At 59.8% G+C, this 23,190-nt stretch carries 20 protein-coding genes; 17 read left to right on the top strand and 3 right to left on the bottom strand.

What is annotated here, in order from left to right; genetic code table 11:
- Positions 1-8: 8 nt before the first annotated feature.
- The 3 genes from K1X75_12465 to K1X75_12455 are packed head-to-tail and all read left to right on the top strand — an operon-like array spanning position 9 to position 4,960.
- Positions 9-1,790 (top strand): TonB C-terminal domain-containing protein, encoded by a 1,782-nt coding sequence (locus K1X75_12465; protein MBX7058871.1) that lies wholly within the window; start codon positions 9-11, stop codon positions 1,788-1,790.
- Between the two features lie 15 nt (positions 1,791-1,805).
- Positions 1,806-3,113: a thioredoxin family protein gene (locus K1X75_12460; GenBank protein MBX7058870.1), complete on the top strand. Its 1,308-nt coding sequence runs from the start codon at positions 1,806-1,808 to the stop codon at positions 3,111-3,113.
- Positions 3,113-4,960, top strand: a complete 1,848-nt coding sequence (locus K1X75_12455) for a PrsW family intramembrane metalloprotease (protein ID MBX7058869.1) — start codon at positions 3,113-3,115, stop codon at positions 4,958-4,960. The genes K1X75_12460 and K1X75_12455 overlap by 1 nt, the downstream gene beginning before the upstream one ends.
- A 16-nt stretch (positions 4,961-4,976) precedes the next feature.
- Here the strand turns inward: K1X75_12455 and K1X75_12450 are convergent, their stop codons facing one another.
- Together K1X75_12450 and K1X75_12445 are read right to left on the bottom strand one after the other, a co-directional pair.
- Positions 4,977-5,954, bottom strand: a complete 978-nt coding sequence (locus tag K1X75_12450; protein ID MBX7058868.1) for an alpha/beta hydrolase — start codon at positions 5,952-5,954, stop codon at positions 4,977-4,979.
- 52 nt (positions 5,955-6,006) lie between these two features.
- Positions 6,007-6,870, bottom strand: a complete 864-nt coding sequence (locus tag K1X75_12445) for a cyclic nucleotide-binding domain-containing protein (protein ID MBX7058867.1) — start codon at positions 6,868-6,870, stop codon at positions 6,007-6,009.
- A gap of 122 nt (positions 6,871-6,992) precedes the next feature.
- On the opposite strand from K1X75_12445, the gene xerD reads away from it, so the two are divergent.
- On the top strand, positions 6,993-7,910 hold the full coding sequence (gene xerD / locus K1X75_12440) for a site-specific tyrosine recombinase XerD (GenBank protein ID MBX7058866.1): 918 nt from the start codon (positions 6,993-6,995) through the stop codon (positions 7,908-7,910).
- Here the strand turns inward: xerD and K1X75_12435 are convergent.
- On the bottom strand, positions 7,907-8,713 hold the full coding sequence (locus K1X75_12435; GenBank protein ID MBX7058865.1) for a hypothetical protein: 807 nt from the start codon (positions 8,711-8,713) through the stop codon (positions 7,907-7,909). The two genes, xerD and K1X75_12435, sit on opposite strands and share 4 nt — an antisense overlap.
- A 138-nt stretch (positions 8,714-8,851) precedes the next feature.
- On the opposite strand from K1X75_12435, the gene K1X75_12430 reads away from it, so the two are divergent.
- The 13 genes from K1X75_12430 (at position 8,852) to K1X75_12370 (ending at position 23,188) form a co-directional block, all read left to right on the top strand.
- Positions 8,852-10,603 carry a Na+:solute symporter gene (locus tag K1X75_12430; GenBank protein MBX7058864.1) on the top strand — a complete coding sequence of 584 codons (1,752 nt, stop codon included), beginning with the start codon at positions 8,852-8,854 and terminating at the stop codon, positions 10,601-10,603.
- Entirely contained in the window at positions 10,600-12,591 is a 1,992-nt protein-coding gene (locus tag K1X75_12425) for an alpha-galactosidase (GenBank protein ID MBX7058863.1), read from the top strand. Before K1X75_12430 ends, K1X75_12425 begins: the two co-directional genes overlap by 4 nt.
- A gap of 209 nt (positions 12,592-12,800) precedes the next feature.
- On the top strand, positions 12,801-13,883 hold the full coding sequence (gene fliN / locus K1X75_12420) for a flagellar motor switch protein FliN (protein ID MBX7058862.1): 1,083 nt from the start codon (positions 12,801-12,803) through the stop codon (positions 13,881-13,883).
- Positions 13,884-13,992: 109 nt separating this feature from the next.
- Positions 13,993-14,430, top strand: a complete 438-nt coding sequence (locus K1X75_12415; protein ID MBX7058861.1) for a DUF2721 domain-containing protein — start codon at positions 13,993-13,995, stop codon at positions 14,428-14,430.
- Positions 14,431-14,531: 101 nt separating this feature from the next.
- Positions 14,532-15,557, top strand: a complete 1,026-nt coding sequence (locus K1X75_12410) for a flagellar biosynthetic protein FliO (GenBank protein ID MBX7058860.1) — start codon at positions 14,532-14,534, stop codon at positions 15,555-15,557.
- A 21-nt stretch (positions 15,558-15,578) separates the two neighbouring features.
- The gene (locus K1X75_12405; GenBank protein MBX7058859.1) at positions 15,579-16,868 is read left to right on the top strand and encodes an adenylate/guanylate cyclase domain-containing protein; all 1,290 of its coding nucleotides are present in this window, start codon (positions 15,579-15,581) and stop codon (positions 16,866-16,868) included.
- Between the two features lie 60 nt (positions 16,869-16,928).
- Positions 16,929-17,948 carry a PEGA domain-containing protein gene (locus tag K1X75_12400; protein MBX7058858.1) on the top strand — a complete coding sequence of 340 codons (1,020 nt, stop codon included), beginning with the start codon at positions 16,929-16,931 and terminating at the stop codon, positions 17,946-17,948.
- A 12-nt stretch (positions 17,949-17,960) separates the two neighbouring features.
- On the top strand, positions 17,961-18,911 hold the full coding sequence (locus tag K1X75_12395) for a PEGA domain-containing protein (protein MBX7058857.1): 951 nt from the start codon (positions 17,961-17,963) through the stop codon (positions 18,909-18,911).
- 57 nt (positions 18,912-18,968) lie between these two features.
- Positions 18,969-19,958 (top strand): zinc-binding dehydrogenase, encoded by a 990-nt coding sequence (locus K1X75_12390; protein MBX7058856.1) that lies wholly within the window; start codon positions 18,969-18,971, stop codon positions 19,956-19,958.
- Positions 19,959-20,057: 99 nt separating this feature from the next.
- Positions 20,058-20,870 (top strand): flagellar type III secretion system pore protein FliP, encoded by an 813-nt coding sequence (gene fliP, locus K1X75_12385; protein MBX7058855.1) that lies wholly within the window; start codon positions 20,058-20,060, stop codon positions 20,868-20,870.
- Positions 20,870-21,133, top strand: coding sequence for a flagellar biosynthesis protein FliQ (fliQ, locus tag K1X75_12380; protein MBX7058854.1), 264 nt, complete (start codon positions 20,870-20,872; stop codon positions 21,131-21,133). The genes fliP and fliQ overlap by 1 nt, the downstream gene beginning before the upstream one ends.
- A gap of 28 nt (positions 21,134-21,161) precedes the next feature.
- Entirely contained in the window at positions 21,162-21,980 is an 819-nt protein-coding gene (locus K1X75_12375) for a flagellar biosynthetic protein FliR (GenBank protein ID MBX7058853.1), read from the top strand.
- Positions 21,977-23,188 carry an EscU/YscU/HrcU family type III secretion system export apparatus switch protein gene (locus tag K1X75_12370; protein MBX7058852.1) on the top strand — a complete coding sequence of 404 codons (1,212 nt, stop codon included), beginning with the start codon at positions 21,977-21,979 and terminating at the stop codon, positions 23,186-23,188. The genes K1X75_12375 and K1X75_12370 overlap by 4 nt, the downstream gene beginning before the upstream one ends.
- Positions 23,189-23,190: the final 2 nt, after the last annotated feature.

Here is a 23,190-nt window from a genome sequence, read left to right as displayed (position 1 = left end):
ACAGGCCGATGCACGCTGCCGATTCCAAGCATTACCTCTCGCATGCGCCGCTTGCCTGGCGCTTCATCGCCGCTGCCCAGGCTCTTGGCGGCGCCTTCTTTGCGCCGGTGCTGGCGCCGGCGGCAGTTTACATTGCGTTTCCACGATCGCGCTTTCTTCGCGCCCACGCCATGGCGGCCGGGGTAGCACAGCTGCTGGGCGTTTTGATCGTCGCCTTGCTCAAGCTGCCCTCGTTGCTCTTCATCATCGAGGAGCAGCAATACTTTGTCACTGTTGAACAAATTTTTGGGCAGCTCTTTGCTGAAATGTCCGGGCTGCTGGGCCTGTTCTTGCTCTACCTGATTGGCTTCGCGACGCTTACTCTGGCCCTGACGCCGCTCAGCGTGGCGCTTGATCGCAGCGGACGTCGGCGCTTCCGGGCCTCGGCTGCTCATGCCATACCCGCCCTGTTGATTGCCGTGCTGATATCGCCGCCGCTCTTTTACAGCCAGGCGCTGTGGGGCGGCGCCGGTCCAGGGCAGGCCCCGGGCCTGCTGGGCCTCAGTAACGAACGCTTTCTACACGATCCTTATTCGATCTTTCCGGGCCACGTTGTTCTGGTCTGGTGTTTGATGCTCTCGATCCTGGCAATGCGCGGCCGCGTCGCCTTGCTCTGGCCGGCCTCGCGATTTTTTGTGCGCGCCGAACGCGAGCAGCGCATGCAGGGCGAGGCTCGTTATCGAGCAGCCATGCGCCGGGCGGCAATTCTGCCGGGCTGGGGACAGTATTACAGCGGCGAGCGAATTGCTGGCCTGTGTACGCTGTGCCTGGCGGCGCTGCTGGCCCTCTTCGGTTTTTTCAGTCTGGCTCTGAACTATGGCGCTGCAGTGGAGGGCCGCGCCGGTCTCAATGCCAATGTCGCCTGGCAATTCTTGTCCACTCTGGGATTGCGCGGACACAAGTTTTCGGACGGAGAGTTAAAGGCCATCTTTGGCTCCGGGGCGGCGCTGGCCGCTCTTGGCGGCGCCATGTTATTGTGTGTTACTTATTCATTGGCATCTACTTACTGGATCTATCGGCGTCCGCGCGCCGGCCGCTTCCTGATCTATGGCGGCGTCTCGCTACTGGCACATGCTGCGCCGGCGGCCATTCTGCTCTTGATTCCCATCACCGTGCTTTCGCCGCCGCCGGCTGCCAATGAGCAACAGCCGGAAGTAGAGTACTCGATCCCGCCGCTAACAGATCCTTCCCAGGATGAATTGAACGGCAGTCGGCCGTCCGGCGAAGAGGGGCAGTCGGAGACAATCGCCCTCGCGCCGCCGGAGGCGCAACGCGGGGAGGAGCAAAACGGAGACGAGGCGTTGGCGCAGGGCAGTCGTAGCGCGCGACCGCCTTCCGATCTGGCCCCCGGCGACCGCAACAGTAATGCCGAGGACACGCTTCAGGGCGAGCGCACCAGGCAAACGTATTCCAACTACATCAGCGCTAAGATCCGGGCCGGCGAGCGATCGGTGCATTACTGGAGTTCCACGCCGCAACCGTATGCAGTGGTTGTCGAGTATCGCATCAGCCGCGGCGGTCGGGTCAGCCAGATTCGCGTCCGCGAACGATCGGCTCATTCTCAGGCTGACGAGCTGACCATTCAGCTGGTGCAGTCGATGGGCGATCTGCTGCCGCCGCCCGGAGGTCGCGAGGTTCAGGTAACTGAACTATTCTGGAATACCTCGCCTGCTGATCCCAATCTGCCCACGCCCTTAATGCGCGAGCTGGCGAAACAGTTTGACGGACGAATCATTGAACCACTTCAATAATCGGGAAATATTTAAATGGAATGGATAGGAGAGTGGAACGCCTGGCTTGCCGGAAGACTTGCCGGCCCGGAATTTGGCCTGCAGAGTGCGCTATTGCTATGGGCGGGCGGTATTGTGGCCGCGCTCTTGCCCTGCGTGTATCCGCTTTATCCAATCACGGCCAGCATTTTACGGGAACGCGGCGGCCAGAGTGGTTGGCGTTCGGCCGCGCATCCAGCGGCCTACTACCTGGGACTGAGCCTGGTGTACGGCAGCTTTGGAGTCGTCGCTGCCCTCTCTGGCGGCGCTTTTAACGAAGCGCTGCGCTGGCCGTCGGTCAATCTGGCGATTGCCGTTGTCATATTCCTGCTCGGTCTGTCGTCAATGGAACTGCTGCATCTGCCCTTCTTTCGCGGCTTTGATGGCGCACGTGCGCCCGGCGGACTGGGCGGCAGCTTGCTCTTTGGCGCTGCGGCAGGGCTGCTCTCTTCGCCCTGCGTCGGACCGGTTGTGGTAACTGTTTTAATCAATCTGGCCGCCGGCGCCGGCGCAGTCAGTCTATCCTCCACGCTTGGCGCCGCGGCGCGGATGACGATCTTTGGCCTGGGCGTTGGCCTGCCGCTCTTCTTGACCGGAGTGTTTGGCATGCGACTGCCGCGCAGCGGACGCTGGATGCGCTGGGTGCAAATTGCTCTGGGTCTTCTGGTCATTTACTTTGCTGGAACATACTATTTCAAAGCTATGGCCGCCTGGCGCATTGAAACCGGTCCCGCGCTGGCGATTGCTGCACTGTCAATGCTGGCCCTTGCTGCTGGCATCTTGCTGCAGCGGCGCGAGATTGCACTGCATGTCCGTACCCTGCGTTCGCTTCCAGCAGGTCTGGTCGTGCTGGCGGCGGCAGTTGCATTGCACCTTTCGGGTTGGATCGGCGCGCCACAGCCGCCGCAGCTGCCGCCAGAACGCATCGGGAACCTGCTCTGGTTGCGCGATCGCGATCAGGCCTTCGGACAGGCCAGGGAGAGCGGCCGATTGCTATTCGTTGATTTTTTTGCCGAGTGGTGCTCCAATTGCCATGCCTTTCAAGAAACAGTTCAGGAAAATCAAGCGCTGAATCAGGCCTTGCAGAGCGCAGTACTTTACAAAGTGGACGATCGCGACCCGGTGTTTCAAAGTTTTCAAGAAGATCCGCGTTTCCCAGAGCTGCTCATTGGCCTGCCTTTCTTCGTAATCTTCGATGCAGAGGGCAATGTGCTCTACCAGACCACGAACTACCTGGCCAGTGCGGAGATGATAGCGCACCTCAAGCAAAACGTCGCGCCGCCGCCGTCCGTGGAGCGACGCTGATGCCTGGCGCACAGCAAGAGATTGCCCAGGCCTGGTGGGTTTACTCAGTACTTGGCAGCCTGGCAGTCAACGGTCCCTTGATGCTGCTGCTGGCCTGGAAGGCGCCGCCGGAAGAAGCGGGGCCAATGGCGCGGCTCTGGCAGCGATGGATACGGCCGCGCCTGCAACCTGGCGCTGCCGCATTGATCAGTCCGGTCGTACTTGGCGGCATGGTTTGTGGCGCTCTGGCGGCAGCTCTCAGCAGCGTACTCAATGTGTTGCTTTTCCCTGGCGTGGACCTGGTGCATGCCCCTTCCGAGCCCATGGCTCTGGCCTTGCAGCTGGCCTTTGTACAGGCCGGAGCGCTCGAAGAATTCTCAAAAATTGGCCTCGCTTCTATACTTCTGCCGCTGCTGGCCTGGCGTTCCGGACCGACTCGTTCAGCGGCTTTTCTCTTTGGCGGCGCTGGACTGGGCTTCGCCATCGTTGAGGATGTCTTCTACTTGCACAACTTTGGCATGCAAAGCCCGGCTGGCATGCTGCTGGCGCGCTCGCTGCCAGTGCACGCGATGATCAATTTTGCTTTTGGGATGCGCTTGATCGATCGCGATGCCGGCGGTTTGGGCTGGCGATATGCCAGCGGATTGTTGCTCGCTGTGCTCTGGCACGGAATCTTTGACTTCTTTGCCTTTCCGCCGGTAGCCTTCGCCCAGTTCTTGACCTTTGCTTTTTTCTTACTGACGGCCGCTTACGTCATCCTGCGTTTTTCCAGGATCTTTGCCGATCGGGTGGAACGCAGCCTGCAGGAGGTCAGCGCGGCGGAGTATGCGGATTGGCGCGCATCGCTGCCGCGCTCCTTGCACAGGTTGCGCCGCGACGGCGCCGACCGCAGCGCCGGCCGCGCTGTGGAACTTCCGCCGGAAATTGGCGCGCCTGGCAAGGTTGCAAGCGATGTGGCGCGAGCCTCTTCATCGGAGCGCGCCGCGCAGCAGGCGCTTGAACGAGCGCTGGAAACATTGCCAGGTCCTTCGCCGGCATTTGCGCTTCGTTTTCAAGAGGACGCCTGGGCGCGCCGTTTTTCGGCCGGCGGCGCTGCGCCGCCGGAAGAGGAATATGCAGCGCTGGGCGACGCTTTGCGTCGGCGAGTGTTCAGCGGCCATGGACGACGCGAAGCGCCGCATGCATTGGCGGAGCAATGGCTGCGCTATGAGCAACGCGCTGCAATGCGTATTCTTGGAAAATCGGGGGCGGACCGCGTCTGGGATAGCGGAGAACTGGCGGAAAATCCCGAGCAACTCTCCGAAGTGTATGCCGAGGCGCGCGTCTTTGGCGCCGATCTGGAACAACTGAGGCCCTTTCGACTGCTGGAGTTTGACCTTCCAGATCGGAGCATCTATCTCTCGGTTGGGCTTGCCGCTCTTTACGGACGCGAGGTGCTGGTCTCCTGGCCCCATCCAATGCCCGCCACGCGGCTTTTCTTTTTGTGGCTGGCCTGTACAGCGCCCGAGCAGGCGCGTTGGTTGCGCGAGTTCTCGGCGTTTCTTGCTGATCATTCGCTGCAGCTGGCAGAGCCGCGCCGCTGGTTGCGAAGTCTGGCAATCGTTCCCTGCATCGACGCCGCGCTGCGTCCTTATGCCTTGAACATGACAGGCGCTCGCCTCGATCTGTCCGATGAAGAGCGCGACCGGCCGGCGCTGCTGGCAGGTCCGCCGCTGGAAGCCGGAGAGAGCTTGCCCTTGCAGGCGCTCTTTTTCAGTCAACGCGATGGCTGGCGACTGGCACAGCGCGGCTTTGAGGGCTTCTTTGTCGAGCTGCAGAATCGCGGCTTCAGCTGGAACAACGATCTGCGCCGGCCGCCGCTGGAATAGAGGAACAGCCGCGCCGCTAGCGCAGGGCGTGTCGATTTAGAAAGTCGTCCAGCCTTCGCTCGTAGTCCGCCGGGTCGGCATTCCAGAGTCGGGCATGCTGACCTTTGTTTGTAATCCACAATAGTTTAGTACCTTTGTATTCCGCGTAGAGGTCTTCGGAATGGTGCGGCGGAATAAGTCGATCTTCTGTGCTGTGCAAGAAGTAGATTGGCGCGCCGGAATAGTGGAGCAAGCGAGCCGCCGGGCTCATATCCGTTGGAAAATCAGCGCGCCACGCCGCCAGTGAGAAGAGCAGTCGCCGGTAGACTTTGGGAAAGAAAGACGGCGCGGCCGGAGTATCCAGGAAAAATTGCTCCGGGCTGAACATCGGATTCTCGGCAATCACCGCATTCACCTTTGGAAGGTCAGGCAGGGCGTCGAGCAGCGAGGTCGCCCCCACCGAGGTTCCCATCAGGATCAGTCCGTCATATTTGGGGCGAACGGCGGCATAGAGATTGCGCACCGCCTGTTGCTCGCGGGCCCCAAAGCTCAAGGCTTTGTTCTCGGCACAGGGCGCGGAACCATGGCAGACTGTATCGAGCATGTAATAGTCGATACCACGGCTCAAAAAGTAACGGGCGTAGCGATAGCCCTCGCGTCGGTCGGCGCCGCCGCCATGAATGAACGCCGCCGCCCAGCGGCCTGCTGGATGAAATGCGCCGTCCGTTGCAAGCGTCAGGCGCTCGCGGTTGTCGGCAGCTGAAAGAAACCAGGCCGGCGTGTCCAGGGCAAGCGGGCCGGCAGATGACAGATTGATGTCACGAACAAAGTATTCGCCGTTGCGACTGGCATCGCCGCAGTCTTTTCCCCAGTCCCTGCGTCGCTCAGGGCATTCGCCCGGCGTCGTCTTCCACTCCGGATACAGCGCCCTGTTCGTGAAGTAGAAGGCTACGCCTGTGGCCGCCGCAAAAAATAGCAGCGGCAAGGAGAATAGAATACGACGCAGCCATTTCATAGCCGTTGTTTGAAAAGCCCCTGGGCTTTGGCAAGTGATTGTCGTCAGTCGATTAGCCAGCAAGACCCTGAAGCGGCGCCTCCGCCAGCATGCGGCGCCTTTGTTCCAGCCGGTCGGAAAGGGTCTCCATTAACTTGCGGCTCCAGCGCGGGTGCAACTGGAAGAGAACATCAAAGTTTTCGGGACTCAGCGCCAGCGCAGTTGTCTGCGTTTCAGCAATCACATCGGCCGATCGCGGCAAACCATCAAATTGCGCCATCTCCCCGACCATATCTCCGTCGGCCAGCATGTCGATCTTGCGGCGTTCGCCATCATGGCTCTGGTAAACGCTGAGCCGCCCTTCCATTACGATGAAGAGTTCCGCGCTGCGATCGCCTTGCAGCATCAGCGCCTCGCCCGGCGCAAAGCGGCGCGAAAACTTTTCCACCAGATGGGGCGGGAAGGCATCCTCTTCGGCAAAACTCATTTCATAGAGGGCATCGCTTAATTCGGAGGAGGGCGCCGCCAGCGAAGTCTCATGTTCGCGCCGCAGGCTGGGATCGGTTGTATGACGACGCTCATCGCAGATGCGGATACGCCGGCTCAGTTCGAAGATCGCCCGACGCGCCAGATCGGGCTGGATATTCAGCGCATTGCGAAAGTCCTCCGCTTCCCAGAGGACATAATGCGATCCGGGATAGACGCCGGCGCCGCCCGGCCGCGACCGACCCTGCAGCAGATCTTCCAGTCCGACAAAGGAGACTGGATAGAAATTCTCGTACAGCCAGCGACCCGGCTTTAACGCCAGTTTGCGCCGGGCGCGACCCTCCAGCAACATCAGGACATGGGCAGGGGGGGCGTTGCCAAAGCGTAGCACGGTGCGATAGCCGGGAGTCTCGTTGAGCAGGCCGCGGCGGACAAATTGTTTAAGTTCCATGGCGCTGTAGCATTCTCTTCGAACCTTTTGCCGCCCGGCAAAATCAAATTGACCCGCCTTGAATTTTTTCTGACCAGGCGACGTTACAGACCGATTATGTTACCAGCCGAAAAAAGATCCAGATGGTCGGGGCGGGTGCGGAGTTGGTCCAGAATCAACAAAAGCTGATCAAGCAATTCCAGGACTTTCTCCTGGTCGAGAAGGGGCTGTCGGAAAATTCCATCTTTTCCTACACCTATGACATCAAGAAGTTCCAGACCTTTCTGGATAAGACCAGCAAGGATTTCCTTGAAGTCGAAACTGAAGATATTGCCAACTTCCTGAAGGAGCAGCGGCGCAAAAAGATCTCCAGCCGCTCTCTGGCCCGCGCCGTGGCCGCGCTGCGTCAATTCTATAAGTTCCTGAAAGAAGAGAACAAGGTCGAAAGCAATCCGGCAGACAAGATCCAGACGCCGGAAGTAAAAAAGACCCTTCCCGACTACCTCAGCTTGCCGGAAATCGAGGAATTATTCAACGCGATTCGCGAGGATGACCCCTACGAGCTGCGCGATAAGGCAATGTTTGAACTGCTCTACTCCAGCGGCCTGCGCATCTCCGAAGCCTGCAATCTCAAGATGGAAGATGTCGATCTGGAAAACATGTTCCTGACAGTGCGCGGCAAGGGCGGACGCGAGCGATTGGTGCCCTTTGGCGAAAAGGCCTTCAACATCCTGAAGCGCTACATTGAGGGCGCCCGCGAAGATATTTTGAAAAGCCGCTTCAGCGACTATCTATTCATCAGCAAGAAGGGCGATTTTTTGAATCGCAAATCGGTCTGGCGGCTGCTCAAGAAGTATCTGCAGCGAACCTCAATTCGCAAAGTCGTTACGCCGCACACCTTCCGTCATAGTTTTGCCACACATCTGATCGAAAACAACGCCGATCTGCGCAGCGTCCAGGAGCTGCTCGGTCACATCGATATTTCCACTACGCAGATTTACACGCACCTGGCCAGTCGCACGCTCAAAGAAGTGCACAAGAAGTTTCATCCGCGCGGCTAAACGCTGCGCTGAATGGTCACCGTTTCCAGGGGATCGATAAACTCGGCATAGAGCGCATTGCGGTCGCGCCAGTGCGCCGCTTCGCGCGCGCACAGTTCTTCGATCTCATGGGCGTAGTCGGCCTCGGTATGATACAATTGCAGACGATCGTAAACTCCGCCAACCGCTGTCGGGTCGCGGGGGGCGTCGCCGTCGCGCTTGTAGCGCAAGAGCGAGGCCATGCGCACCAGCTTGCGACGCCGTAGCTGCGATCGGCGCGAGGGATTGGCCAATTCTTCCGGATCAAAGCGCGGACGAGCTGCAACGCTGCGGTCCACATAGCCGGCGCGTTCGGCATCGGCATCGCTAAAGCCCGGAGGCGCCGGCGGAAGCGATACGGTAATGAATCCAGCTTGTTGAAAGGGATTTTCCAGCAGCGGGTAGCGACGCGGGCGCGGCATCCACAGTTCGATTACGTCCAGCAGCTCGCGAAAAGGACAGGCCGAGATCAGGTATAAATGCCGGCCATTGGATTTGTGACCGTGCGCCGCGCGCAGCAATCGTTCGGTGGCGCTGAGGCTGCGTTGCTGCTCCGGTCCCTGAAGAGACAGCGCAATCTCGTCGATGCCAAAAAAGTTGGTGAGTGAAACGGGCTCGGCGCGCCAGCGCAAGTGGCGAAAGGCCGCCAGCGCCTCCTTCCAGTGTACACGTTCGCCAAGCCGCGCCAGGTGAGGGTCAAGAGCCTTCCAGTGTGCACGCGGGTGAAAAAACAGTCCATCCAGGTCGAAAAAAACTGCGGAGTCGCTGCGCTGAGAATTGTGCATTGCAAAGCGCCTGGAGCGCGGCCGCCACAAGCTGGCGACGCAAGCGGAGAAAAACAACAACAATCAAGTCAGGAGAAGCCTGCAACAAAATGCCTTGCCAGCAGGCGCCGGCGAGCTGCGGTTCTCCTCGTTTCAGCGATGCAATTTTCCAGCGGCGATATCCTGCTCATTGTGCTCTATTTCGGTTTGAGCCTGGGAATGGGCCTGATGCTCAGCCGGCGCGGCGGCGCCTCGCTGTCCGAGTACTTCCTCTCCGGCCGCAGCGCTCCGTGGTGGTTGGTCGGCACCGGCATGGTAGCCACTACCTTTGCCGCTGATACCCCCCTGGCCGTCACTGGCCTGGTGCGCGGCGGCGGCATCAGCGCCAACTGGATCTGGTGGAGCGCCGCGATTGGCGCCGCGCTCACTGTCTTCTTTTTTGCGCGGCTCTGGCGACGGGCCGGGGTGCTCACTGACCTGGAGTTTATCGAGCTGCGCTACAGCGGGCCGCTGGCGGCCTTCCTGCGCGGCTTCAAAGCGATCTATTTTGGACTGTTTTTGAATATCGTGGTGATGGCCTGGGTCAATCTGGCAATGTACAAGATTGCCGCAGTCCTCTTTCCTGAAATCGATCCGCGTCTGGCGGTCAGCGCCGCAGCGGCGGCAACCTTGCTCTATGTGGCCCTGACTGGACTGTGGGGCGTTGCCATTGCTGATGCCTTTCAGTTTGCCGTGGCCATGGGCGGCTGCATCGCCCTGGCGTGGTTTGCGGCGGGTCATCCCGCCGTGCAGCAGGCCGGCGGACTTGGCGCAGCGCTGCCGGAGGCTATGTTGCAGTTGCTGCCGCGCTTCGAGAGCGGCGGCGGCGCGGGTAGCATTGCCTCGTCCGCTTTTCTGGCCTACGTTCTGGTGCAATGGTGGGCCTCCTGGTATCCGGGGCAGGAGCCCGGCGGCGGCGGCTATATTGCGCAGCGAATCATGTCGGCGCGTGACGAACGGCACGGCGTCAAGGCCGCGTTGTGGTTCTTGATCGCTCACTACTGTGTGCGATCCTGGCCCTGGATTCTTGCCGCACTGGCCGCGATTGTAATCTATCCCGGGCTTGATGCGGCGCATGGCGAGGAAAGTTATGTATACTTGATTCGCGATATATTGGGTTCGCCGTGGCGCGGTCTGCTGGCTGCGGCCTTTCTGGGCGCCTACATGTCCACCATTGCCACGCACCTGAACTGGGGCGCTTCCTATGTGGTGAACGACTTTCTCCGCCGCTTCTGGATGCGCAAGCAGCAGGAGCAGGGCGGCATCCGCGCGGCGCGCGTCGTTTCTTTGCTTCTGCTTGTGCTATCGCTGCTTTTGTCTTTCACCGTTTTGAAATCCGTTCAGGGCGCGTGGGAATTCTTGCTCAGCTGCACGGCTGGCATGGGCTTTGTCCTGATTCTTCGCTGGTACTGGTGGCGCATCAACGCCCTGGCCGAGATTGTGGCGATGGTGGCGCCGCTCTGGATTGTAAGCGCTATGAAGCTGGCGGCCAGTCTGGGCGTCGAGGTCCCGGCCTCTCCGCAAAATCTGTTCTGGATTGCACCGGCGGTAGTTGTCTGTACGCTGGCAGCGGTCTATCTGGCCGGACCAGAATCGCCGCAGACCTTGCAGCGCTTTTACCAGCGGGTACGACCGCCTGGTCCTGGCTGGCTGGCCATCAGCGGCGACCCACAGCGCTCTTCCTGGCGCGTACTGGCCCCCGATTTTGCGGGCTGGCTGTCGGCAGTGCTGATGATTTACGGACTGCTTTTTGCGCTCGGCGCGGCATTGTTTGGGCGCTACGCTGAAGCGGTTGGCTGGGGCGCCCTGGCGCTGGCGGCCTCGGCCATCGTAGCCTGGATGCTGCGCCGTCAGTTTCGGAGGAGCGAGTGAATTTTCCTGACGCCGCCGAGGTTCGTCTCTTCTACCGTCGCAAGGCCGGCCAAAAAAACCGCCTCCTTGTGGAGGAGCTGAAGGGCGCCGATGTGCTCTGCTCTGCCGATGCAGCAATGGAACTGCACCTCAACCGCAGTCCTGGCGAATTACGCCCCTTGATTCGCCGCCGTCAGGAACCAATCATCTTCCTTGATCGGGTGGAGATCAGTCTACGCGCCGGCAAATACGCCTCCATCTCGCTGCACGATCAGATCGAAATCGATCGTAGATTCCGCATCTACCAGCATGGCTATCAATCCTGGAGCGCCAGCGGCCTCAAGCGCGCCGGCGACCGCGACTCCTTTGTGCGGCTTCCGTGGAAGCACCGCATGGATGAAAATTTTGAGACTCCGCTGCAGGGCTGGCTGCCAGAGTGGTTCCCCCTGCATTTGCTGGCGCGACGCGGTCGCTTTCATAGCGAATGGTTGATTGGCCTTGAGGAATTGGACAGCGACCAGCCGGCGCGCATCTTGTTTACAGGCGGCGCTCCGGCCAACCATAGCCTGCGATTTCGATTACGAATGGACCCGCAAAGCGGCCGCCTGCTGGAATTTGCAGCCATCTGGGATTTCAACGGCCGCGCCATGGGCAACCATGCGCGCGAATCAATGACGCCGTTGCTCTGGGAGTTCTCTCTTCCTGGAGAGCCGCGCAAGGTCGGCGGCTTTGAGACCTTCCTGGACAGCGCCGTCCAGCGCGCCTGTGCACAACTTGGCCGAACCCGCGCCGAAGCGCCGATTCATGGCTGGTGCTCGTGGTACTACTATTACAACAAGATTTCCGAATCAATCCTTCGCCAGAATCTGGCTGAGATTCGTCGCCGGCAGTTGCGCCTTGATCTATTTCAGATTGACGATGGCTGGCAGCGCGCACTGGGCGATTGGACCCAACCAAACCAGCAGTTTCCAGCAGGCATGGCGGCGCTGGCCGCCGAAATCAAAGCGCAATCGATGCGCGCCGGTTTGTGGCTGGCCCCCTTTGTGGCCATGAAAAACGCCGCCATCTTCCGCGAGTTTCCGGAGGCGGTCCTGCGTGACGAAGACAGCGGCAAGCCAGTGCGCGCCCTCTACAACCCGCTATGGGGCGGCTGGGCCTACGCTCTGGATGTCAGTCATCCACACTACAAGGCCTGGTTGGCCAATGTCATTGATACCCTGGTGCGCAACTGGGGCTTCGATTATTTGAAGCTGGATTTCCTCTTTGCCGCTTGTTTTCGCGGCCGGCGCGCCGATGCACAATCCTCTGGAGCGCGCAGGCTTCACGATGTCTTGCAGCTGATTCGCCGGGTCGCCGGACGAAAGACCTTTTTGCTTGGTTGCGGCGCTCCGCTCTGGCCGGCAGCCGGGCTTGTTGATGGAATGCGCATCAGCGTCGATGTGAATCAGGTCTGGTCCGGCAATGGCCTGTCGCGACTTCTGCACGATCGAAATTATCCGACGGCGCAGGGAGCGCTGATCAATACGCTGACGCGCAGTTTCTTACATCGACGCACATGGTTGAATGATCCCGATTGTTTGATGGTGCGCGGACGGCGCAGCAGTCTGAGTCTTGCCCAGGTTCTCATGATGGCCTCGGTAATGTCTGTTTCTGGCGGCATGCTCTTGCTCTCCGACGATCTCTCGGAGCTGGAAGAGGAACGCCTGGCAATCTGGGAGAAGGCGCTGCTGGTCAATCGGCGCTGCGCTGCGGCTACGCCGATTCCGCTGGGACTGCTGGAACATCCTTTCCCGCGCGGGCTCTACAATCCTGCAGGCTATCTGGGCCTCTGGAATCCAGGCTCAAGGCCAGGCCGCATCACTGTGCCGGCCCCGCCTGGCCTCTCCGATTCCGCTTTGCGCGGCGTGCGCGACCTCTGGACCGAGCAGGAGCTGAACTGGCGGATGGAAGATGGCCGCATCAGTTGCGCCCTTGGGCCCTTTGAGAGTGTGGTTGGGCAGGTGGGCTGACAGCGCCGCCGTGAGGGCTGCAGGTTCGAAATAGGCTTGCCCGACGTCCAATTTTGCTCTGCGATTCCAGCAGGCGACAGACCTGAGCGCCGCTTTTTCCACGGGCGGCGGGCAATTCCTTCCGAAATTGTAGCAGGGCCAGGTTGCGTCCGGCAAGGCCGCGTACCTGGACCATAGCTCTGGCGCCGGAATAGACGGAGATTGCAGCAATGGTAGATGGTTCGCTTTCACAGGAAGAGATAGACCTGTTGCTGCAGGGCGCTGATGATTTTTCCGGCGCCGGATCCGATGCCGGCCCGGCAGTTGCAGCCTCAGCGCTTGGCCAGGATATGTCGCCGCTGGAGCGCGAGACCGTGGCTGATCTGATTCAGCATGCCATGAGCGCCGGCACCCAGGGTCTGGGGATGATTCTGGCGCGTAACGCACGCGTCGGAGCGCCCTACGCCGAGGTCAAAGACCAGTCGGCCATCGAACGCGACCTCAAGAATCAATACACTGTCTTTGCACAAAACCTGAGCGGCGGACTCAATGGACCGGTCGCTCTGTTCATTCCGCAAGCGGACGCCGCCCGTCTGGCGGCGGTCGTCATGGGCAACGAAGCGACTGTGGCCGCCAACCAACCGCTGGACAGCGCTCAGATCGCTGTGGTCAAAGAATCGGTCGGCCCGATGCTATTCACCATGGCCAGCCAGCTTTCGGCCAAGGTTGGCCAGGCCATTACGCCCATGCCGGTTGAGGTGCGCTCCGCCGCCGAAGAGCCCTTCGCGCTGCGCGGCTATCCGACATACTTGAAGATTCAACTGCCCTTCAGCGTGGAAAATGCCTTTGAATCGCGGGTGCAGATGGTTCTGCCTCTCGCCCTTGCCATCGATATTTACAATCGTTCGCGCAATCAAGGCGCTGGCGGAATGGGCGGGGGAATGGGCGGGGGCATCCAGGTTCCAAGCGGACCGATGCCAGGTCAATCGGGCATCAAGGACGTTGGCTTTCCGCCGCTTTCGCAGCAGGGGCCGGGGCCGCTGCAACCCAATATGAACCTCTTGATGGACGTCAAGATGACGCTGACCGTGGAACTCGGTCGGACGCCAATGTACATCAAGGATATCCTGGCCCTGGGCGAGGGCTCGATCATCGAACTGGAGAAACTGGCCGGCGAGCCGGTGGACTTGCTGGTCAACAGCAAGTTGATTGCCAAGGGCGAAGTAGTGGTCATCGATGAAAACTTTGGCGTGCGCGTAACGGACATTGTGACTCCTTTTGACCGCTTGAAGAAGGGCGCCCAGAATCCTTGATTTTTGCGCCGTGCATGCTACGGCGGCTGAGGCCTGCTGCAGCCGCTGACTTTCCATCCGAGCATCATTTAACATTGCAAGAAATCAACTCGCCCAGGCCGCAACGACCATGGATTTTCCGCTGCTTTCCGATGTAACAAATATCATTCACATTGCGGTGGCGCCGGTCTTTTTGCTCACTGCAATTGCCACAATGATCAACTCGATGAACACCCGGATGGCGCGGATCATCGATCGCCACCGATTGGTCAAGGGGCGTCTGGCTGCAGCTGCTGAGGCAGAGCGGGAAGAGCTGCAGTTTGAGGTGCGCCATCTGAAGCGCCGTACGCGTTTGATCTACTACGCCATTTTTTGTTTCGTACTCTCCGCATTGCTGGTCTGCGTGGTGGTCGGCGGCGCCTTTGTAGCCGCCCTGCTTGGCTTCGCTCTGGCGCGTATGGTGGCCATTACCTTCATTGCCGGAATGGCTTCCATGGTTGCGGGCCTTGGCCTCTTTTTGCGCGAGGTCTTCCTGGCCGTCTCCGTCGAGAATCACTTTCGAAGCTAGGTCTGGCGCCGCGCCTGGCCGCCTGGCTGGCCCGGGAAGGACTTGCGGAGATCGAGGCAAAGCGCTTGACCCGTCAGATTATGTGACATAATTCTGCCGGCATGGTCGCTGCATCGCGCCTGCTGGCGCCTGGCATTTCCGTCCTACTGCTCCTGCAGCCGCTTGTGTTGCATGCCGAGCGAGTCCGGAGCGAACAGCGTAGCCGTGAAAGCGCCTCGTCGCGTCGGCCGGCAGATCGATCTGCTCCAGCAGCGCCTGCGGCCGCCCCTGCGCCCGGCGCCGACTCTGCTGGCGGCGCAGCGCAGACCGCCCCGGCGCCGGCCGGCAGCCGCAACGATGCGCAAATCAATGAGGCCTGGATGCAAGCAATCCGCAATGAGGGCCAGGCGCCGGCCAATGGCGCGGCCCCCGACAGCGCCGCTTCAAGCGACGAGGGACGCTTTGCCAATCCGGGCGCCGGATCAGAGGGCGCTGGCGAGTCTGCAGAGAGTGGCGCTGCCCCGACCTCGCCCGCGCCAGCGACACAAAGCAGTACGTTGTTCCCGCACGAAGAAGGACCTTCCTTCCTTTCGGTGGCGCTGCGCTTCTTTGGCCTTCTGGCGGTGATGGGCTTTGTATTCTACCTGGTGATGCGCTACATTCGAAACAAGAGCGGGCTGCCGGCGGTCGGCGGCGGCGAGCTGGTGCATGTAGTGGCATCGATCCCGCTGGTGCAGGGAAAGTTTCTGCAAATCGTCGATGTTGCCGGGAAGCTGATGGCTCTCGGCGTTTCTGAGGCCGGAGTGCAAATGTTGACGGAAATCAACGATGGCATCGCCGCCGATCGCATACGTCTCTGGCAGTCAAGCAAGCGACCGGAGCAGGCCGCAAGCAGCGCGCTGGAACGGCTGGTAGGCGCCCTGAAGGGAAGCGACTTTCGCTTCTGGCAGACCGCGGACCGCAAGCGTGACTTCCCCGATTTTCAGCAATTGCTTCGCGCCCAGGGCGCCGCGCCGCTGGCCGCCGTTTCCTCGGCGCCCGATGCTCCATCTGGCGCCGACGCTGCGGACCAGAGCGACGATCTCAAAGAACTTCTGCGTCAGCAAAAGGCGCGCTTGACCGCTCTGCAGCGCCCTCGCAAAAATTGATCAATCCTAAGTCGGGCGCGGATGAAGCAGAGCGCAACACTCGATCGTGAACTGATCGACGAGGAAGTCAATCGCGTCCTCGCTCGCGGCTCGCTCTATGCAGTCTTTGTCGGCTTCTCTTGCGCTCCGGCGCTCTACGCCCTGGCAAAAGCGGGGGTAACGCCAGGTCTGGAGGCGCCGGCGCTCTGGTCGCTGACTGGCGGCCTTTATTCGCTGCTGGTTCACCTGCTGGCGCGCCGCAGCAAGATCCGTGGATGGTTGATGTGGCTGACGGTGAGCCTTTTCACTTTTTTTGTCAGCGCTCTCTTTCTGGCGAGCCATCTGCTATTGCCCGGCGGCGCTGCCACCTTTCTTACCGGACCGCCAACGCTGCTCTACTTTTTCATGATCGCTATCAGCGCCTTAACCTTTGAACCCAAACTTTCCCTATTCACTGGATTGCTGTGCGGAATACAGTTTTTCTTTTTTTTCTGGATCGGTCGCGCGGAGCTGGATAAGCTGCAAGGCGCCGACGCCCTTCTATTGCAGGATCTCAAGTCGCCGGCCATTCAATTCTTCAAGTCACTGATGATGGTTTTTTCCGGCGCCATCACCGGTTACATCAGTGTCACGGCGCGTCGGCTGATCACGCGAGCGATTGGCGAGGAGCGTGAAAAGTCGGCCATCAGCCGCCTCTTTGGCCAATTTGTTTCCGATGAAGTCAAGGATCGCATCGTTCAAGAGCAGCACGGTCTGATCGGCGAAAACAAAGAACTGGCCATTTTGTTTTGCGACCTGCGCGGCTTTTCGACGTTCAGCGAGGGTCGGGCGCCGGAGCAGATTGTGGCGGAGCTCAATGAATACTTTGACCGGATGACGGAGTGTATCGTTTCTGAGGGCGGTTCGATCGACAAGTTCATTGGCGATGCAATCATGGCCGTGTTTGGCGGCGTGCGCTCGCTTCCTGATCCAGCGGCGGCCGCCTTTGATGCGGCGCTGAAGATGCGCGGCATCCTTGCGCTCTTGAATCAGGAGCGTATGGCAAGAGGCGCTGCGCCGCTGGAGAACGGGATCGGAATTCATTTTGGGCAGGCCTTGCTGGGCGCAATCGGCGCCAGCGAACGCAAGGATTTCACTGTCATTGGCGATAGTGTCAATGTCGCCTCGCGCCTCGAAGGCTTGTGCAAGGAGTTTCAGCAACGCATCATTGTAAGCGAAGCAGTGGCCGATCGACTGCGACCCGATCAGCGCCAGCGACTGCACAGCCTGGGCGCCGCTCAGGTCAAGGGACGCAGCGCGGTCATTGAAATTTACGCCGCCGGCGAGGTCTGAGCGCTTTGTAACTATTGAAAAACTTGTCAAAAAAGCGGCGGGCCCGATTGTTTCTATTACATGACTCAAATCCGGCTTTTTGCCGCCTTGATCGTCTTGATTTTCGCCGCCACTGTTCTGGCCCAGGCGCCGCTGAATGATCAACCGGGAGGGGCCGCGCCGCCCCCGGCTCAGGAAACCTCGCCTTCACCGCAACCTGGCCCCGCGCCACAGCCAGCCGCAGAAGGCGCGCAGCCGCGCATCAGCGGCGAATTGGTAGAGGGGCAGATACGGATCGAAAGCTATCCGCCAGGCGCCAGTGTATATATCAATGAGCGGCTTGCCGGACAAACGCCCATGATCCTGCCTGCCGATAGCATCGAACGGGTGATTCGTGTCGCAAAGGAGGGCTACATCGACGTAACGACGCCGGTGCGGTCCACCGGAGGCGTCACCATGCTGATCGTTCTGCGTCCGCAGGAAGCGGCAACGCCGCCTGCCGTAGCGGGAGGCGCAGCACAGCCCCCGGCGGTGCGCGCCGGCGGGCTCGATTGGCGGGCCTTTGGCCTTTCCTTGATTTTTCCGGGCCTTGGCCAAGCTTCGCAAGACAGGAGCGGCGCTGCCTACGCTTTTGGAACGACTGGCGCCCTGGGTTTTGCCTCTTTTCTGGCCGGCGACTTTATGTTTCGCGAAGGGCAGCGCAGCTTCAAATCTGCCTACGCTGCCACCACCACCACTACCGCTGCGGCCTTTGCAACCAGCAGTTCGCTTAGCGGCACAATCTATCTCACATTGTACCAGGATTATCTTTTGAATGGCAGCGGAGTACACAATGGCCGTCCCAACTGTCGGCGCACGCTGCCCGGTTGCAGCTTTATAGAAGACGGCTACCAGTATCGGCGATGGGGTCTGGGTCTCTATGCCGCTTTGTGGATCTGGTCGGCCCTCGATGCCTTGTTCTACCAGGAAGCGGCCATTGGAGCTGGATCCGACCCTTCTGCAGCGCCTGGCGGCCGCTTTGATTTTGGCCTGGCGCCGGCGCGCGATGCTTCTGGACGTAGCAGCGCCGAGGCCTGGCTGAATTTTCGTACTACATTCTAAACAGTAAATGCCATGATAGTAAATCATCGTACCACGATTGCAGTATTTCTTCTGGCAACGGGCTCTGCCTTCGCACAGACGGCGCCGGACGCCAGCAGCCAGGTGGTCCCGGATTTTACCGCCGCCGAAAGCAATGTTCGCGTAGAATCAAGCCCCTCGGGCGCCCGCGTTTTTGTCAACGAGCGACCTGCAGGGCAAACGCCGTTGCTGCTTCCGGCAGACGGAATCGAGCGCGTGCTGCGCGTCGAGCTGCAGGGATACCAGCGCGTCATTCTGCCAATGCGTTCCAGCGGCGCCGGCAGTCTCTTGATTGTCCTTCAAAAAAACAGCGCTCCTGCACAACGGCCGCCGGAAGGCGCCTCGCGCCCGACCGCTGTCGCTTCCTCTGGCGTTGATGTCGGGGCCTTTGGACTCTCTCTGCTATTTCCTGGACTAGGTCAGGCTTCTCAAGATCGAAGCGGGGCGGCCGTAGGATTTGGAATTCCAGCAGCCCTGGCCATCGCCAGTTACCTGTGGGCGCAGTCTACACTGCACTCCGGTCTTGGCAACTATGAGCGTTCTTTGCGCGATCGATTTCTATTCGCCAATCTGGCAAACGGGTTGCCGGTCACGAGCATTGGCGCTATCTCGCGGACTACGCTTGTGAACTATATCGGATATCCGGTCGTCCTTCAGCCTCACCCCTATCCCGGCGGGAGCCCACATTGTGATCGAGAGATCCCGGGATGTCGGGAGGTGTTCATCGGTCATCGTGCCAAACACAATGCGCTCTGGGTTTATTCTATTGTTTGGCTGTGGAGCGCCTTTGATGCCCTGTTCCACGGCGGCGGAGCGGCGGCAGCGATAGGCGAACACAGCGACGCTGCTGTTGACGGCGGCTTCAGCTTTTATGCCGCGCCGGAGATACAGCGCAGCGTGGTGCGCGGGGTGGAGGCCAGCGCTGCCTGGCGCCTATCATTTTGAGCTTTTCGCTGACGCCGTCGAGCGGGCCAATGACTCATGTCTACTTTGCCAGCCGAAATGCGGGCTCTCGAGCTCAAGGAATACTCTGAACAGCCGCGGCTGGACCTGCTGCAAAAGAAACTGCCAGCGCTGAAGCCCGGTCAGCTGTTGATCAAGATCAGCGCTGCCTCGATCAATCCCTCCGACCTGCACTTTCTGGAAGGTAAGTACGGCATAAAGAAGAAGCTGCCGGTCGTTCCAGGCTTTGAAGCGGCTGGAACGGTGGTGGCGCACCGGGCCGGTTTTCGCGGCAGTCGCCTGGTTGGGAAGCGCGTGGCCTGCGCCGCAGGCGCCGAGGGCGACGGGGTCTGGGCGGAGTACGCCGCCATCGACCAGCGCTTTTGTTTTCCACTGCTGAATAATGTTAGCGATGAGGCCGGCGCTGCAGCGCTGGTCAATCCCCTGACGGCGTGGGCGATGCTGGACATGGCCAGCGAGCGCAAGGCCCGCGCTATTGTTCAGAATGCAGCGGCCGGCGCTCTCGGTCGAATGCTGTTTCGGCTGGGTCGCCGGCGCGGTCTACAGGTGATCAATATTGTTCGTCGCCCGGAGCAGGCCGCAATCCTGAAAGGCGATGGCGCGGAGCACATCCTGCTGAGCAGTGACAGTCGCTTTGAGCGCGAGCTACTGACGCTTTCGCGCAAACTGGGCGCTACGGTCGCTTACGATGCAATTGCTGGCGAAGCCACGGAACAACTTTCGCGATCCATGCCGCCCAGGTCGCGGATCATCGTTTATGGCGCTTTGTCCGGCGAGTACTGTCGCATTCACCCGGGGATGTTGATCTTTCGCAATTCGAGCCTTGAGGGCTTCTGGCTTTCCACCTGGATGTCCGAGGTTTCGCCCTCGAGGCTGCAGAAGATCGCCCGGGAATCACAATCGCTGATCGGTCAGGAACTTGGCACTGCCATCCAGGCGCGCATTCCTTTGAGCCGCGGACCGGAGGCAGTCGAGCAGTACCGCAACAATATGTCCGCCGGCAAGGTGCTGATTCTTCCCGGCGCCTGATGACTTTGCCATGACCTGCGCGCTGGCGCTTCGCCGCGGCCGCGCGGAGGGCCAGAAAAAAGCTTGTACAATAGCGGCAGGGCGCCAGGCCTCTGCATTATGTCCCCTTGTGCAAGGCTGCGCTTCCGGCGGTTCAAGGTTGTGGCCTGTGCCGGGCTGCTGCTGGCCCTGCTTTTTAGCGCCGGCTCGCTGCTGGCCCAGCCCGCAGCTGCTAACCTGCAGATTCCGGTGATTGACGGCCTGCGCGCCGCTCGCGATGGCCGCGAGGCTTCGCTCTCGCTGGTGTTGATTCTGGTGCTGACGCTGCTCAGCCTGGCCCCGGCCCTGATCATGATGATGACGGCCTTTACCAAGGTGATCATTGTATTCGACTTTGTGCGGCGGGCGCTGGGATTGCAGAACATGCCGCCCAATCAGGTTCTTTTTGGCCTGGCCATTTTTATCACCGCATTCATTATGGCGCCCACCCTTCGCGAGTTCAACGAAAAGGCGCTCGACCCTTATTCGCGCGGCGCGCTGAACACGCAGAACTTCTTTGGCGAAGGCATCAAGCCCTTCCGCCAGTTCATGGTGCGTCAAATTGGCAAGGATGGCGCTCGAGAAATTGCTTTGATGGTGAAGCTTTCCGGAAAACCGCCAGAACAAGTGCGCAGCGTTGAAGACATTGATTCGTACATATTGATTCCGGCCTTCATGCTTTCTGAAATAAAGAAGGCCTTTATCATTGGCATTGTAATCTTCATCCCATTTGTCGTCATCGACCTGGTCGTCGCCTCGACCTTGATGTCAATGGGCATGATCATGCTGCCGCCGGCAATGATCTCCCTGCCGTTTAAGATTATATTGTTTATCCTGGTCGATGGCTGGCATCTGATTACCTACAATCTGGTGCTATCCTATGGGGGCGGATGATGCTGGAGAGCGATGTCATTCAAATTGTGCAACAGAGTTTGCTGGTTACGCTGAAAGTCTCGTCGCCAGTGCTGATCTTGAGTATGGCGGTTGGCCTGGTGATTTCGATTTTACAGACCACCACCTCGATTCAGGAGCAAACTCTTACCTTCGTCCCCAAGCTACTGGCCGTGTTTTTGGCGATTGCATTCTTTTTCGCCTGGATGATCAATACCCTGACCGACTATACGCGGGGCATGTTTGAACTGATTGCTCGCTTCTAGCATTGATTCGGAGGCGAGGACAACAGGCATGGAGGGATTCAGCGACAATGCGCAGCAGCTGGGTCTGATCTTTGCGCGTACGTTTGGCTTGATGTCCATTGCCCCGGTGTTTGCCACTGAATCGGTTGGCATGCGCATGCGCGCTACCCTCGGCTTCTTGCTGGGGGTCATTCTCTATCCGGCCGCCGTCAATTTCTTGCCGCCCTTGCCGGACTCGGCGGGGGCCTTTGCCATTGCCGCCGGTTCACAATTGATCATGGGATTGATCATCGGCTTCATGGTGCTGGCAATTTTCTCTTCCTTTCAAATTCTGGGAGAAATCTTTTCGCTGCAGATGGGCATCTCCTTTTCCGAGGTGCTCGACCCTCAATCGCAGATTTCGGTGCCGCTGCTGGGCGTATTGAAAAACGCCATTGGCATGTTGCTCTTTCTCTATGCGCCCTTTGCGATGGATGGTCTCTACGCGCCGGCCGTGTTGCACATGCTTCGCGCGCTCGGCTATTCCTTCCAGGCGGCGCCGGACCTCAATCTGAACGCCAACACGCTTGGCGGCATACTGAATTTCATGGACCAGTCTTTTGGCGTGATGTTTCTCACGGCGGTCAAGATAGGCATTCCGCTGATTGGCATACTGTTTATTACGTCGCTGCTGCTGGGTTTGCTTGGCCGGGCAGCGCCGCAGATGAACCTGATTGCCATGGGCGTGCAGATCAATGTTGGCGTCGGTCTGGTGACGCTGGCGCTATTGATGCCTGCGCTGCTGCCAATGATGTCCGATTCGTTTCATTCAATGTATGATCACATGGCCGAGATGTTTCATGCCTGGCCGCGGCAGGCGGCGCAATGAGCGCTGCTGACAGCAACTTGAAGCTGCGCTGGCTGTATCGCCGCCAATGCAGCAGCGGGTCTCTGGCCTCGGCGCGCCTGAGCGCGGTCTTTGAGCTGAAGCCGCAGGCGCTGCCGCGCTTTGAGCTGCAGCGATTTGCTGCAGAAGACGAGGGCCGGACCGAGCTTCCCAGCGAACGGCGCAAGCGCGAAGAGCGTGAAAAGGGCAATGTCGCTCGCAGTCAGGATCTGGTATCTTCCTCCGTTCTGCTGGGAACGGTGGCGGCGCTATTTGTCTCCGGCGCCTGGATCACTGGGCAATCCTTGCACGTCTTTCGTTCTTTTCTGGATCAAGATTACGCGGCGCTCAGTACGCTCAACGTGGAGGAACTGCGCCGTCTCGGATTGCAGATCTTCTGGCGCACGGCGCTGATTGTAGCGCCGGTCATGGCTGCCGCTTTTGTGATGGGCATTGCGGCAAATATCGCTCAGTTTGGCTTCCTGTTTACAGCACAGCCGCTGGCCTTCAATCCTGAACGGATCATTCCGGACTTCAAGCGCGTCTTGCCGGTGCGCCGAACGCTTTACAACCTTCTAAAGATTCTGGTGCAGGTCGTCCTGATTGCAGTAGCCGGATATATCATCGTAATGGATGACTTTCTGCCCCTGTTGAAGTCCGGCGATATGGGCGTGACCAGAGCGCTGACCTTATTTGCCTGGACGGCATTCAAGCTCTTAATAGTAACTGCGCTGATCCTATTTGGCGTGGCGATACCGGACTACTTTTACCAGCGCTTCGAGTACATGGAAAACTTGCGCGTGACCGTGAGCGAAGCCAAGCGCGAGCGCAAGGAAGACGAGGGCGACCCAATGATTCGCCAGCGTCAACGGGAACGGGCCTATCAATTGCGACGCCAGCGGGATATGCTGAAGGAAGTGCCGGCTGCCGACGTTGTCATCACTAACCCGACGCACTTTGCAGTAGCGCTGCAATTTGATCCATCCAAGCACTCGGCGCCAACGGTCGTGGCCAAGGGGGCTGACAATCTGGCCTTCATCATTCGCACGATCGCTCGCGAAAACGGAGTGCCGATCGAGGAAAATCCGCGATTGGCCCGGGTGCTCTATGAAGACGTGGAGATCGGCCGGGAAATACCGGAAACGCTCTTCCGGGTGGTAAGCGCAATTTTTGCGCGACTGCAGCGCTTCCGGCGCGGAGCGGCAGTCTAAGC

This window comes from Leptospirales bacterium (genome assembly GCA_019694655.1).
GTDB lineage: Bacteria > Spirochaetota > Leptospiria > Leptospirales > Leptonemataceae > SSF53.
Note: the sequence above shows the minus strand (reverse complement) of the source record. Positions and strands in the feature narration are given on the sequence as shown.

Excerpts from the sequence above, each read along its gene's own strand:
- K1X75_12465 (MBX7058871.1), top strand. The coding sequence starts at position 9 with ATGCACGCTGCCGATTCCAAGCATTACCTCTCGCATGCGCCGCTTGCC.
- K1X75_12460 (MBX7058870.1), top strand. The coding sequence starts at position 1,806 with ATGGAATGGATAGGAGAGTGGAACGCCTGGCTTGCCGGAAGACTTGCC.
- K1X75_12455 (MBX7058869.1), top strand. The coding sequence starts at position 3,113 with ATGCCTGGCGCACAGCAAGAGATTGCCCAGGCCTGGTGGGTTTACTCA.
- K1X75_12450 (MBX7058868.1), bottom strand. The coding sequence starts at position 5,954 with ATGAAATGGCTGCGTCGTATTCTATTCTCCTTGCCGCTGCTATTTTTT.
- K1X75_12445 (MBX7058867.1), bottom strand. The coding sequence starts at position 6,870 with ATGGAACTTAAACAATTTGTCCGCCGCGGCCTGCTCAACGAGACTCCC.
- xerD (MBX7058866.1), top strand. The coding sequence starts at position 6,993 with ATGGTCGGGGCGGGTGCGGAGTTGGTCCAGAATCAACAAAAGCTGATC.
- K1X75_12435 (MBX7058865.1), bottom strand. The coding sequence starts at position 8,713 with ATGCACAATTCTCAGCGCAGCGACTCCGCAGTTTTTTTCGACCTGGAT.
- K1X75_12430 (MBX7058864.1), top strand. The coding sequence starts at position 8,852 with ATGCAATTTTCCAGCGGCGATATCCTGCTCATTGTGCTCTATTTCGGT.
- fliN (MBX7058862.1), top strand. The coding sequence starts at position 12,801 with ATGGTAGATGGTTCGCTTTCACAGGAAGAGATAGACCTGTTGCTGCAG.
- K1X75_12415 (MBX7058861.1), top strand. The coding sequence starts at position 13,993 with ATGGATTTTCCGCTGCTTTCCGATGTAACAAATATCATTCACATTGCG.
- K1X75_12410 (MBX7058860.1), top strand. The coding sequence starts at position 14,532 with ATGGTCGCTGCATCGCGCCTGCTGGCGCCTGGCATTTCCGTCCTACTG.
- K1X75_12405 (MBX7058859.1), top strand. The coding sequence starts at position 15,579 with ATGAAGCAGAGCGCAACACTCGATCGTGAACTGATCGACGAGGAAGTC.
- K1X75_12400 (MBX7058858.1), top strand. The coding sequence starts at position 16,929 with ATGACTCAAATCCGGCTTTTTGCCGCCTTGATCGTCTTGATTTTCGCC.
- K1X75_12395 (MBX7058857.1), top strand. The coding sequence starts at position 17,961 with ATGATAGTAAATCATCGTACCACGATTGCAGTATTTCTTCTGGCAACG.
- K1X75_12390 (MBX7058856.1), top strand. The coding sequence starts at position 18,969 with ATGCGGGCTCTCGAGCTCAAGGAATACTCTGAACAGCCGCGGCTGGAC.
- fliP (MBX7058855.1), top strand. The coding sequence starts at position 20,058 with ATGTCCCCTTGTGCAAGGCTGCGCTTCCGGCGGTTCAAGGTTGTGGCC.
- fliQ (MBX7058854.1), top strand. The coding sequence starts at position 20,870 with ATGCTGGAGAGCGATGTCATTCAAATTGTGCAACAGAGTTTGCTGGTT.
- K1X75_12375 (MBX7058853.1), top strand. The coding sequence starts at position 21,162 with ATGGAGGGATTCAGCGACAATGCGCAGCAGCTGGGTCTGATCTTTGCG.
- K1X75_12370 (MBX7058852.1), top strand. The coding sequence starts at position 21,977 with ATGAGCGCTGCTGACAGCAACTTGAAGCTGCGCTGGCTGTATCGCCGC.